This is a genomic window from Cupriavidus gilardii (genome assembly GCF_008801915.1).
GTDB lineage: Bacteria > Pseudomonadota > Gammaproteobacteria > Burkholderiales > Burkholderiaceae > Cupriavidus > Cupriavidus gilardii.
Map to the genome: position 1 here is coordinate 1 of NZ_VZOV01000004.1, position 12,167 is coordinate 12,167.

Annotated in this window: 11 protein-coding genes and 2 pseudogenes; 7 read left to right on the top strand and 6 right to left on the bottom strand. The window is 66.1% G+C overall.

Features of this window, described 5'->3' with window-relative positions:
* Positions 1–1,551 (top strand): dihydrolipoyl dehydrogenase (lpdA, locus tag F7Q96_RS07180; protein WP_170292919.1); only part of this gene is annotated, 1,551 nt, incomplete at its 5' end.
* Positions 1,552–1,685: 134 nt separating this feature from the next.
* Here lpdA and F7Q96_RS07185 read toward each other — a convergent pair.
* The 3 genes and pseudogenes from F7Q96_RS07185 to F7Q96_RS07195 form a co-directional block, all read right to left on the bottom strand.
* Entirely contained in the window at positions 1,686–2,006 is a 321-nt protein-coding gene (locus tag F7Q96_RS07185; protein WP_053821992.1) for a helix-turn-helix domain-containing protein, read from the bottom strand.
* Between the two features lie 7 nt (positions 2,007–2,013).
* A pseudogene (locus F7Q96_RS07190) lies at positions 2,014–2,367 on the bottom strand (type II toxin-antitoxin system RelE/ParE family toxin); the annotation flags it as partial.
* Positions 2,368–2,650: 283 nt separating this feature from the next.
* Positions 2,651–3,226, bottom strand: coding sequence for a phasin family protein (locus F7Q96_RS07195; RefSeq protein WP_053823119.1), 576 nt, complete (start codon positions 3,224–3,226; stop codon positions 2,651–2,653).
* A 510-nt stretch (positions 3,227–3,736) separates the two neighbouring features.
* Between F7Q96_RS07195 and F7Q96_RS07200 the strand changes: the two genes are divergently transcribed.
* Both F7Q96_RS07200 and F7Q96_RS07205 read left to right on the top strand, forming a co-directional pair.
* A complete protein-coding gene (locus F7Q96_RS07200; RefSeq protein WP_151022313.1) occupies positions 3,737–4,684 on the top strand; it encodes a DMT family transporter in 948 nt (315 codons plus the stop codon).
* A 51-nt stretch (positions 4,685–4,735) separates the two neighbouring features.
* Positions 4,736–5,182, top strand: coding sequence for an acyl-CoA thioesterase (locus F7Q96_RS07205; RefSeq protein ID WP_053821991.1), 447 nt, complete (start codon positions 4,736–4,738; stop codon positions 5,180–5,182).
* A 366-nt stretch (positions 5,183–5,548) separates the two neighbouring features.
* Here F7Q96_RS07205 and F7Q96_RS27155 read toward each other — a convergent pair whose 3' ends face one another.
* Entirely contained in the window at positions 5,549–5,830 is a 282-nt protein-coding gene (locus tag F7Q96_RS27155; RefSeq protein ID WP_226994739.1) for a hypothetical protein, read from the bottom strand.
* On the opposite strand from F7Q96_RS27155, the gene pbpG reads away from it, so the two are divergent.
* Entirely contained in the window at positions 5,805–6,815 is a 1,011-nt protein-coding gene (gene pbpG / locus F7Q96_RS07210) for a D-alanyl-D-alanine endopeptidase (RefSeq protein WP_226994738.1), read from the top strand. The two genes, F7Q96_RS27155 and pbpG, sit on opposite strands and share 26 nt — an antisense overlap.
* Positions 6,816–6,932: 117 nt before the next feature.
* Here the strand turns inward: pbpG and F7Q96_RS07215 are convergent.
* Positions 6,933–8,344, bottom strand: a pseudogene (locus F7Q96_RS07215) (FAD-binding oxidoreductase).
* A 155-nt stretch (positions 8,345–8,499) separates the two neighbouring features.
* The gene (locus F7Q96_RS07220) at positions 8,500–9,285 is read right to left on the bottom strand and encodes an IclR family transcriptional regulator (protein WP_006578410.1); all 786 of its coding nucleotides are present in this window, start codon (positions 9,283–9,285) and stop codon (positions 8,500–8,502) included.
* Positions 9,286–9,536: 251 nt separating this feature from the next.
* Here F7Q96_RS07220 and F7Q96_RS07225 point away from each other — a divergent pair, with 251 nt between their 5' ends.
* The 3 genes from F7Q96_RS07225 to F7Q96_RS07235 all read left to right on the top strand — a co-directional run bounded on the left by F7Q96_RS07225 (position 9,537) and on the right by F7Q96_RS07235 (position 12,008).
* Positions 9,537–10,262, top strand: coding sequence for a (Fe-S)-binding protein (locus F7Q96_RS07225; protein WP_053821989.1), 726 nt, complete (start codon positions 9,537–9,539; stop codon positions 10,260–10,262).
* 64 nt (positions 10,263–10,326) lie between these two features.
* Positions 10,327–11,739 carry a LutB/LldF family L-lactate oxidation iron-sulfur protein gene (locus tag F7Q96_RS07230; protein WP_053821988.1) on the top strand — a complete coding sequence of 471 codons (1,413 nt, stop codon included), beginning with the start codon at positions 10,327–10,329 and terminating at the stop codon, positions 11,737–11,739.
* Positions 11,736–12,008, top strand: a complete 273-nt coding sequence (locus tag F7Q96_RS07235) for a hypothetical protein (protein WP_053821987.1) — start codon at positions 11,736–11,738, stop codon at positions 12,006–12,008. Before F7Q96_RS07230 ends, F7Q96_RS07235 begins: the two co-directional genes overlap by 4 nt.
* The last annotated feature ends 159 nt before the right edge of the window (positions 12,009–12,167 follow it).

A 12,167-nucleotide genomic window follows, 5' to 3' on the forward strand; every position in this document is an offset into this window, starting at 1 on the left:
CCGGCGCCCGCGCCCGCGGCGGCTCCGGCTGCTTCGAGCCCGGCTGCGGCGCCCGCGCCCGCGCCGGCAGCATCGCCGGCCCCGGCCCCGGCTGCGGCGACGCATGCCGGCGGTGCCGACATCCAGTGCGAGATGCTGGTGCTGGGCGCCGGCCCCGGCGGCTACTCGGCCGCCTTCCGCAGCGCCGACCTCGGCATGAATACCGTGCTGGTCGAGCGCTATGCGAGCCTGGGCGGGGTTTGCCTGAACGTCGGCTGCATCCCGTCGAAGGCGTTGCTGCATAACGCGGCGATCATCGACGAGGCCAAGGCGCTGGCCGCGCACGGCATCGTGTTCGGCGACGCGAAGATCGATCTGGACGGCCTGCGCAAGTACAAGGAATCGGTAGTCGGCAAGCTGACCGGCGGCCTCGCCGGCATGGCCAAGGCGCGCAAGGTGCAGGTCGTGCGCGGCATCGGCACCTTCCTCGATCCGCATCATCTCGAGGTCCAGGAAACCGGCGGCGACGGCAAGGAGCCCACCGGCAAGAAGACGGTGATCCGCTTCGACAAGGCCATCATCGCGGCCGGCAGCCAGGCGGTGAAACTGCCGTTCATCCCGGAAGACCCGCGCATCGTCGATTCGACCGGCGCGCTGGAACTGCGCGAGATCCCCAAGCGCATGCTGGTGATCGGCGGCGGCATCATCGGGCTGGAAATGGCTACGGTCTACAGTACGCTGGGCGCCAGCATCGATGTCGTGGAAATGCTCGACGGCCTGATGCAGGGCGCGGACCGCGATCTCGTCAAGGTCTGGGAGAAGATGAACAAGCATCGCTTCGACAAGGTGATGCTCAAGACCAAGACCGTCGGGGTCGAAGCCAAGGCCGATGGCGTCTACGTCAAGTTCGAGGGCGAGCAGGCTCCGGCGGAGGCGCAGCGCTACGACCTGGTGCTGGTGTCGGTGGGCCGCGCGCCCAACGGCAAGCGGATCGGTGCGGAGAAGGCGGGCGTCGCGGTGACCGACCGCGGCTTCATCGAGGTCGACAGCCAGATGCGCACCAACGTGCCGCACATCTTTGCGATCGGCGACATCGTCGGCCAGCCGATGCTGGCGCACAAGGCCGTGCACGAGGCCCACGTGGCGGCGGAAGCCGCGCACGGCGAGAAGGCCTACTTCGACGCCAGGCAGATTCCGTCGGTGGCCTATACCGATCCGGAAGTCGCGTGGGCTGGCCTGACCGAGGAACAGTGCAAGGCGCAGGGCATCAAGTACGGCAAGGGCGTTTTCCCGTGGGCCGCTTCGGGCCGCGCGATCGCCAACGGCCGCGACGAGGGCTTCACCAAGCTGCTGTTCGACGAGGAAACGCACCGCATCATCGGCGGCGGCATCGTCGGCACGCATGCGGGCGACCTGATTGGCGAAGTCTGCCTGGCGATCGAGATGGGTGCCGACGCGGTCGATATCGGCAAGACGATCCACCCGCACCCGACGCTGGGCGAGTCGATCGGCATGGCGGCCGAGATCTACGAGGGCGTCTGCACGGACGTGCCGCCGCCGCGCAAGCGCTGAGCGGCCGGTTGTCGCAGTACAGGAGCAGGGCCCGCCAGGATGGCGGGCCTTGTTTTACTCGGGAATGCAATTAACCGCCATTATCTTTGAAATACAGATATAGCTGCGCTGGAGCTGACAAGTGCGGGGCGCGGTCAGGCTGTAACGAAAATTCCTGCGGCTGCCGACTGGCGAGCCGGCCGAACCACGATTTCCACGTGCTGATCGAGCGAGACGAGCGCCTGCATCAGGCGCTCCAGAGAGATGTTGTCGAGTTTGTAGCGCCGGATCTGCGACACCTTTGGCTGGCTCATGCCGACGATATGGGCGGCTTCGACCTGGCTGAGCCCTCGCTTGTCGATCACTTCGTTGACTTTGACCGCCAGCAGCGCTTTTGCCGACAGTTCTTCGGCATCGGCAAATCCGAGGTCGGCCAACACATTGTCCGTGCCTGTTCGAGTGCGATTGCATGGCATCACGATCTCCGCTTTTTCCGTATCTGGCGAGCACCGCCTTCAGCCGCTTCGCGATCAAGGCGATATCCGGTTGCGGCGTGGCGATGCCCGACTTGGACTTTTTCTGAAACGCGTGCAGCACGTGGACTGCGTTGCTGACGCAGACCGTGTATACGGCCCGGAATGTATCGCCGCAGTGATCGTCGACCAGTTCGTACACGCCCGAACCCAGGCCCTTCCACGGCTTTGCTGAAGGAGGCGTGCGCCCCAACTGCACGACGAACAGGGCTACCCCCATGTCTTTTTGAACCGGAATGGGGAATGCTTTGAAGTCCTTTTTCGAGGAGCCTTCCCAATACAACAGCTTGCGTTCGTCGGGCACGAATTATACCTGTTCGGATATAAATCGCAAGCGACGGATGCACCAGCCGCCCTGGCATCACCATGACAAACTGACTGCGAAGCGCAACCGGATCGCCTTGCGAAAGGCGGCGATGATAGTTGCGATGCGGCGTCCGAACGTTGTACGACTGTGACGATCCCGGGCTGAAGTTCGAATGCGCTAATTGCGGTGCCAGAGGCAATAAAAAAGCCCGGCATCGATGCCGGGCTTCGGAGGTCAGCGTCGACCGGGTGCCCCGGGAGCGGGGCACCGTTCAGCGCGATCAGGCCGCGGTGGTCTTCTTGCCAGCGGTGCGGGCGGTGGCGCTCGCTTGCTGGGCGGCCTTGGTGGCGGCGGTGGCGGCCGCCTGGAAATTGCTTTCGGCGATTTCGACGGCTTGCTTGGTGGCCTTCTGGACCGACTCGTAGGCGTTGTTGGCGGCCGAGATGGCCGACTTCACGATGGCCACGGTCGATTCCGAACCGGCCGGGGCGTTCTTGGCGAAGTTGTCGACCAGGCTTTGCACATTGCGCGAGCTTTCGGCCAGCTGAGCCTCGGCGACGCGGGTGAATTCCGACTGGGTGTCGGCCGCGATCTCGTAGACGTGGCGGCTGTAGGCGACGGCCTTTTCGGCGACCGGCTGGATCAGCGAAACCTGCAGCGCCAGCAGTTCCTGGGCGTCGCGGGCACCCAGCGTGCGCTTGGCGTGCTCGACGTTTTCGGCCAGCGTGGTCTTGACCACTTGCATGTTCAGCTCGACCAGCTTTTCCACGCCTTCGAAGGCCTTGGTGGTCAAACCGAACAGGGTTTCCAGATTGGCTTTGTGGGCGGCGGCAACTTGTTCGGGGGTAAAGGACATGCTGGTCTCCATCAGATGAAGTCGAGTTCAAGCGAACTCAAAAAATAGGTCGCCTAGATGTCAAGGCCGTGACGTTGCGGTGGCCAGCCCAGGCGCGTGAATGGTCTTGTGCGTCCGCCCCAGCGAGCCGATCGGCCGGTCCGGAAACCGTCTTTCGAATTCATGGTGCGTCGCAACAATTCCGTATTGTATGGACCATGATTGGTGTGTCAAGCGGTTTTGGTGCATTGCACAACGAGCCCCGGGTAAACCCCCGGTCGGCTCCGTCACATTGCCGCCCCTGGATCACTTGCGTCGCCCGAAACGCGGGACCTGCGGGCCGGTGCTACCATCGCGCATTCCCTTTATCGCATGGCGGGGGAGGGGCGAAGTGCCCAGCCGCCGCGCGGCACGCCTGTTTCGACTCCTTCTGCCGATGTCCCGCCAAGTCGCCTGCTCCAGTCTGCCCTGCATCGCAAACCTGTTGCCCACCGGCCTGTCCGCCCATGTCGCCTGCTGGCGGGGGCGTGCATGAGGCCCGCGGCAGAGGCCAGCAACCCCGGCCGCGCCGCCTCCGCGGGCGCCAACGTCTGGCTGGTGTCGATGCCCTGGCTGTTCGTGTTGATCTGGAGTACCGGCTTTATCGTCGCCAAGTACGGCATGCCCCATGCCGAGCCGATGACCTTCCTGTTCCTGCGTTTTGCCGGCGTGGTGGTGCTGATGGTGCCGTTCGTCGTGCTGGCGCGCGTGCCGCTGCCCCGGCACGGCGGCCGGATCGACTGGCCCATGATCGGCCGCATTGCGCTGGCGGGGCTGTTGCTGCAGACCGGTTATCTGGGCGGCGTCTGGGCCGCGGTCAAGCTGGGCATGCCGGCCGGCATGGCGGCGCTGATCGTCGGCATGCAGCCGCTGCTGACGGCGCTGATTTCGCTGCGTCTTGGTGAACGCCTGCGCGGCTGGCAGTGGCTCGGGTTGCTGCTCGGCATCGTCGGCGTCGGCCTGGTCGTGGCCGGCAAGCTGTCGGCCGGTGCGGCGACGCCATTCAGCGTGCTGCTGGCTGTCGGCGCCTTGCTGTCGATCACGGTCGGCACGCTGTATCAGAAGCATCGCTGCCCCGTGTTCGATCTGCGCATGGGGTCGCTGATCCAGTTCACCGCGGCGGCGCTGGCCTGCTTGCCGTGGATGTTCCTGTTCGAAACGCGCGAAGTCGACTGGAACCTCGAGATGATCGGCGCACTCGCATGGTCGATCGTGGCCTTGTCGATCGGCGCGATCTCGCTGCTGTTCGTGTTGATCCGGCGCGGCGCAGCCACCAGCGTATCGAGCCTGATGTACCTGACGCCGCCGACCACCGCCGTGATGGCCTGGCTGTTGTTCGACGAGCGCTTTCCGCCGATGGCCGCAGCCGGCATGGCGCTCGCGGCGGCCGGCGTCGCGCTGGTGATGCGCGGGGCCGCGGCGCCGTCGCGGCGCGCTTGACCGGCCCGTCCGCAATCTTCCTTCCGCCCACCGTTATTGCCCTTTCCCGCCATGAAGCCGCAAGCCCAGCCCCGCGACTGCTATCGCCACTTCCTGCCGATCACGACGCGCTGGATGGATAACGATGTTTATGGCCACGTCAACAACGTTGTCTACTACAGTTATTTCGACACCGTGGTGAATCGCTACCTGATCGAGCGCGGCGTGCTCGACATCGAGGCAGGTGACACCATCGGGCTGGTGATCGAGACGCAGTGCAACTACTTCGCCTCGCTGAGCTTTCCCGAAACGGTGATCGCGGGTCTGCGCGTCGCGCGGCTCGGCAACAGCAGTGTGCGCTACGAAGTGGGGCTGTTTCGCGAGGGCGACGACAGCGCCGCCGCGCAGGGGCACTTCGTGCATGTCTATGTCGACCGCCAGACGCGCCGCCCAGTCGCCTTGCCGGAACCGTTGCGCAAGGCGCTCGAGCCGCTGCTGGTGGCGGCCGTGGATCGGTAGGGAGCGTGACCGTGAACGCGCGCAGGTGCCGTACCGGCCTGTCCCTTGCGCCCGGTATCGGGGGCAGGGCAGTCGGCGCGCCGCGCGGCGAATGTTGCGCTGCGGGTGTGAACCGGAACCCGGTTTCGCGCGTTGCTGATCCAGATGACGCGGCCGACATTGCGCCGGCCACTCAATTTCTCGCCAGAACTGACGTTAGTGAGGCATGCGCGTGCGCAGGGCGGAAGATTGCCGGGCCGGGAGGCCGCGTCATGCAGATTTCCATGTGCTGCAAGCGTCTTATTTTTCGCATTACGGAAATGTCTGTAATCGAAGCTTTAAGTCCGCTGTGTAAGTCATTAATCTTGCTAACAAATTCTTTTTTTTCTACACTGGCGCCATTCCCGATGCGCGCCCGAGAATCATGTCCCGGTTCGACCTCCCATTCCTGAGATTTCTCGGCACCCTGCCTCTGCCTTCGGTGGCAGCGACCATGCTGGTGTCGGCGGCGCTGATTGCCGCGCCCATGGCGGAGGCGGCGAGTAAATCGTCAAAATCCGCTAAAAAGACCGAAAAGGTCGTCAAAGTCCAAAAATCCTCGGCTAAATCGTCGAAGTCCACCAAGTCCGCCAAGGCCAGCAGCGTGTCGAAGCGCTCGACGGTGGCCAAGACCGGCAGCCGCAAGGTCATCGTTTCCAAGAATGGCAAGCGCAAGGTCATTCTGGTCCAGCGTCAGGCCGCCCCCGTGCGCGCGGCCTATACGCCGCCGTCGCGCCCGTCGCTGGGCGAGGCGCTTGGACTGCGCGATACCGACGATGCGCTGTCGCTGCGCTCCAGCGTCGCGCTGGTGATGGACCAGAACACCAACGAAGTGCTGTTCCAGAAGAACGCGGCCGCGGTGCTGCCGATCGCCTCGATCACCAAGCTGATGACCGCGCTGGTGGTGATGGACGCGCGCCTGCCGATGGACGAGGTGCTGACGATTACCGAGGAAGATCGCGACACCGAGAAGCACAGCAGCTCGCGTCTGCGCTTCGGCACCCAGCTGACCCGCCAGGAGCTGCTGCTGCTGGCGCTGATGTCGTCGGAAAACCGCGCCGCCTCGGCGCTCGGCCGCCACTACCCGGGCGGCCTGCCGGCCTTCGTGCAGGCGATGAACCGCAAGGCGCGCGAACTGGGCATGAACGACTCCCACTTCGTCGATTCGAGCGGGCTGTCGAGCAGCAACGTCTCGTCGGCGATGGATCTGGCCCGGCTGGTCAAGGCGGCCTATCGCAATCCGACCATCCGCGCGTTCTCGACGCAGACCGAGCATGAGGTCAATGTGCTTGGCCGCACCCAGCACTACGTCAGCACCAATCGCCTGGTGCGCGGCGGCAACTGGGATATCGGCTTGCAGAAGACCGGTTTCATCTCGGAAGCGGGGCGCTGCCTGGTGATGCAGGCGCGTGTCGGCGGCCGCGATGTGGTGATGGTGTTCCTGGACTCGTCCGGCAACCTGACCCGCTTTGCCGATGCCAATCGCGTGCGCGACTGGCTCGAGCATTCGCCGCCATCGGCGCCGAACCGCTTCCCGAGCACGCCGAATCTGACGCAGGGGCCCGCCAACTCGCCGCATTACGTGCTGACGTCGCAGCAGGCGCGCGGCATCTGAACCGAGCCGAACGGCGGGACGGCAAGCCCGTCCCGCAACGAAAGACGCGCCCCTCGAGGGCGCGTCGTCGTTTCAGGGGCCGGCCACGCCGGCAATTGACCGGCGAGGTTCAGCCGATCACAGCAGCTTGCCCGGATTCATGATGCCCGCCGGATCGAGCAGCCGCTTGATGCCGACCATCAGCCGCAGTTCGAGCGGATCCTTGTAGCGGTGGAAATACTCGCGCTTGAGCTGGCCGATGCCATGCTCGGCGCTGATGCTGCCGCCATGGCGCATCACCTCGTCCAGTACCTCGGCCGTGACCGCCTCGCCATGCGTGGTTGCCCAGTCTTTCGGCGCGCCCGCTGGGCGGGACAGGTTGTAGTGCAGATTGCCGTCGCCGAAGTGGCCGAACACGAAGGGGCGGATCGCGCCGTCGAGCCGCTGCAGCCGTGCCTGCATCCGCTCCATGAACACCGGGATCGATTCGATCGGCAGCGAGATGTCGTGCTTCAGGTGCGGGCCATCGGCGCGCTGCGCTTCCGAGATTTCTTCGCGCAACTTCCACATCGCCTGCAGCTGGCTCAGCGACGAGGACACGGCCGCGTCGAGGCACAGGCCCTGTTCGAGCGCGTCGCCGATGGTCGCTTCAAGCAGCGAGTTCAGGCCGGCCTCGTCGGTGGTGTCAGCCAGTTCGACCAGCACGTAGGCCGGATGGCGGTCGGCGAAGGGCGCCTGCACGCCTTCCGCATGCGTCAGCACCAGTTCCAGGCAGGGTCCGGTAAAGAATTCGAAGGCTTGCAGCCGCGCGCCGCAGCGCGAGTACAGCAGCGAGAATAGCTGCAACGCCTGCCGAGGCGATTCCACCGCGGCCAGCACCCGGCGCGCTGATCGGTGCGCGGCAGCAGCCGCAGCGCCACCGCGGTGATCACGCCCAGCGTGCCTTCGGAGCCGATCAGCAACTGCTTCAGGTCGTAGCCGGTGTTGTCCTTGCGCAGCGTGCGCAGCCCATGGAAGACCTCGCCGTCGGGCAGCACCGCTTCCAGGCCGAGCACCAGCTCGCGGGCCATGCCGTAGCGCACCACGTTGACGCCGCCGGCATTGGTCGCGAGATTGCCGCCGATCTGGCACGAGTCCTCGGCGGCCAGCGACAGCGGCAGCTGGCGGTCCGCGTCATGGGCGGCGCGGCGCAGATTGCCGAGGATGCAGCCGGCCTCGGCCACCATCGTGTTGGCGATGGTGTCGACCGAGCGGATCGTGTTCATCCGGTCCAGGCTCAGCACCACGTTGGCGGGGCGATCGTCGGGCGTCGCGCCGCCGCACAGCCCGGTATTGCCGCCGCGCGGCACCACCGGCACGCGCCACTGCTGGCACAGCGCCAGGCAGCGCGCGACTTCGTCGGTATTGCGCGGCCGCACCACGGCCTGGGCATCGCCCCGGTAGATCCCGCGCCAGTCGCTGAGCCAGGGCGCGATCGCCTGCGCGTCGGTGGTCACCACGTCGGAGCCGAGCGCCTCAAGCAGGCGCGGCAGAAAACCGGAGTCTTGCATCTCGTCGTGTGCTGTCTGTCGAAATCGGGAAGGGCGCAGCGCGTGCAATCGCGCTGCGCGGCGTGGCGCGAGGCGTGGCGGGATACCGTGCACCGCCACGCGCCGCTACACGTCGCTACACGTCGCTACACGTCGCTACACGTCGCTACACGTCGCTACACGTCGCTATCGGCGGTATAGCCCATGCCGCGCGAAATCTGCAACGCCGTTTCCTTCAGATTCTGCAGCCAGCTGTCCTGCAGCCGATCGGCCGGGGCGGACAGCGACAGGCCGGCGACCAGCCGGCGCGAGTCGTCGTAGATGCCCGCCGCGATGCAGCGCACGCCGAGTTCGAGCTCCTCGTTGTCGCGCGCATAGCCGTTGGTGCGGACCCAGTTCAGCTCGCGCTCCAGTTTCGACAGGTCGGTGATCGAGGTACGGGTATGGCCGGCCAGGCCGGTGCGGGTCGCGTAGTTGCGCACCCGTGCGACCTCGTCCGCGGCCAGGAACAGCTTGCCGACCGAGGTCAGATGCAACGGGGCGCGGCCGCCGATGGCGCGCACCACCTGCATGCCGGAGCGCTCGCTGTAGGCGCGTTCGATATAGACAATCTCGTCGCCCTGGCGCACCGACAGGTTGACGGTCTGGCCGGTGACGCGGTGCAACGCGCGCATCGGCGCCAGCGCCGCCTCGCGCACCGAGAGCCGGGCCTTGACCAGATTGCCCAGTTCCAGCAGGCGCATGCCGAGCCGGTAGCTGCCTGGATCGGAGCGGTCGACGAAGCGGCACGCGACCATATCGTTGAGGATGCGGTGCGCCGTCGAGGGATGCAGCCCGGTAGCCTGGGAGAGTTCCTTCAGACTGACCGGATCGGCATGCCGCGCGAGTGCATCGAGCAGCGTCATCATCCGTTCGATCACCTGGATCGACGTCTTGCCGGGTTCCTTCTCTGCTTCAGCCATGGGGAAATTGTTGCCGTGCGGCAAATTAAGCGACTGCCTGATTCTATCTCGCATCGTGAAAATTTCAATACGTGAAATGTCATAGTCGGGCATTCCGCACATTGATGAGCCCCAAAATGGGGCGGAAAATGGCCCCGCTGCGATGGCAGGGGCCAACAAAAGCGCCGGCGGCGGCGCGCCGCAGTGGCGGAACCGCGACGCAAAAGCGCATAATTGCGAGGTTTTGGGTCTGGAAAAAGGTAGGAATCCCCATGCGAGTCGGTCTGTTCGTCACCTGTCTGGTGGACCTGATGCGGCCGGAGATCGGCTTTTCGGTGCTCAAGCTGCTGGAGAAGGCCGGCTACGAGGTCATGGTCCCCGAGGCCCAGACCTGCTGCGGCCAGCCGGCCTACAACTCCGGCGAGCGCGCCGCCTCGCGCGACCTGGCGGAGAAATTCCTGCGCGAGTTCGAGATGTTCGACTACGTGGTGGTGCCGTCGGGCTCCTGCGGCGGCATGATCCTGCACCACTACGGCGACCTGCTGCGCAACGATCCCGAACTGAATGGCCGCTACGAGCGCCTGCGCACGCGGGTCTACGAGCTGACCGATTTCCTGGTCAACGTCGCGCGCATCGACACGCTCGACAGCAATTTCGCCGGCCACGTGACCTACCACGACTCGTGCTCCGGGCTGCGCGAACTCGGCGTCAAGCAGCAGCCGCGCGCCTTGCTGGGCAAGCTGCCCGGCGTGCAGCTGACCGAGATGAAGGATTGCGAGGCCTGCTGCGGTTTCGGCGGGACGTTCGCGCTCAAGTACGGCAATATCTCGACCGCCATCGTCGACGAGAAGTGCGCCAATATCGCGGCCAGTGGTGCCGACGCGGTGGTGCTCGGCGACCTCGGCTGCATCCTCAATATCGAAGGCCGCCTGCGCCGGACCGGCGATACGCGCACCCGCGTGCTGCATATCGCGCAGGTCCTGGCCGGCGACGCCTGATCGCCGCATCCCCGAATCCCGGCATTCCCGCATCGATCGCGCACCACGCAAGAGGCCACCACGCATGCAAGTGCACAGCATGGAATTCAAGGCGCGCGCCGGCCAGAAGCTGGCCGACCAGCGCCTGCAGCAGAACCTGAAGAAGCTGTCGACCAAGTTCGTCACCGCGCGCGCGGCCGCGATCGAGGACATCGACTTCGCCGCCACGCGCGAGGCGCTGAAGGAGCGCCGCGACCGTGCGCTGGCCAATCTGGACGTCTGGCTGGCGACCTTCGAGGAGAACGCCACGCGACGCGGCGCCACGGTGCTGTTTGCCGAGACGACCGCGGACGCGGCAAGGCTGGTCGGCGAGATCGCGCAGCGTCACGGCGTGCGCAAGGTCATCAAGAGCAAGTCGATGGTGACCGAGGAGATGCGGCTGAACGAGGTGCTCGGCGAGCTCGGCGTGCAGAGCATCGAGACCGATCTCGGCGAATACATCCTGCAGATCAACGACGCGGAGCCGCCGTCGCACATCATTGCGCCGGTGGTGCACAAGGACAAGGACGAGATCGCCGACCTGTTCGCCAAGGTCCACCAGAAGCCGCGGCTGACCGAGATTCCCGACATGACGCGGGAAGCGCGCGAGGTGCTGCGCCCCGAGTTCCTGTCGGCCGATATGGGCGTGACCGGCGGCAACTTCCTGATCGCGGAAACGGGCTCGGTCGCGGTGGTGACCAACGAGGGCAACGAGGGCATGTGTACGGTGATGCCGCGCGTGCATGTCGCCGTCACCGGCATCGAGAAGGTGCTGCCGACGCTGGAGGACCTGGCCACCGTGATGCGGCTGCTGCCGCGCTCGGCCACGGGCCAGGCGATCTCGAACTATTTCTCGCTGCTGACCGGCCCGCGCGCCCCGGGCGAGCAGGACGGTCCGGAGCATATGTACTTCGTGCTGGTCGATGGCGGCCGTACCGGCCTGATCGGCGGCGATTTTCAGGAGATGCTGCGCTGCATCCGCTGCGGCGCCTGCATGAACCACTGCCCGGTCTATCAGAAGATCGGCGGCCACGCCTATGGCTGGGTCTATCCGGGACCGATGGGCAGCGTGCTGACGCCCAGCTACGTCGGCCTGGGCAATGCCATCGACCTGCCGCAGGCGGCGACGCTGTGCGGCGAGTGCAACCGCGTGTGTCCGGCCTCGATCCCGCTGTCGGACTTGCTGCGCAAGCTGCGCGAGAAACAGATGGAGCGCGGCATGCGGCCGTGGCAGGAGCGCTGGGCGCTGCGCGCCTGGGGCTATGTCGCCAGGCGGCCGGGGCTGTACGCGCTGGCCACGCGCCTGGGCGCCAGCGTGCTGGCCCGCATGGGCCGCCACGACGGCCGCATCGGCAAGCTGCCGCTGGGCGGCCGCGGCTGGACCGATACGCGCGACATGCCGGCACCCAGCGGCCGCACCTTCCGCGATCTCTACAAGGAAAGGAGGGCGAAGGCATGAGCGAACCCGCAAACCAGGCGCCCTTGAACGCGATGCGCGACGCGCTGGACCGCCATCGTGCCGGGGCGTTGCCCGCCGACGCGCTGGTGCGCGCCTGGCGCGAGCAGGCGCCGGCATTGACGCTGCCGCCGGTATTCGGCCAGGCGATGGAGGAGCTGCTGCGCCGGCTCGAAATGTCGTCCGTGTTCGCGCAGGACAGCTGCTCGTTTTCCAGCACCGCGGTGACGGAGCAGCTGGAGCGCTGGCTGGCGAAGGCGGCGACGGCCTGAGCTGCCGAGCCCCTGAGCCCCTGGGCACCACGCAGGCGGCAACAAAAAACCCCGGCCAGGGCCGGGGTTTCGTTTTTTCCGATCCACATCGTCGCCGCCGCGCTGGCGCAGACCCGGTGACCCCGAAAGCCGCCGGATTCCCCCATGCGCCGGAATGAC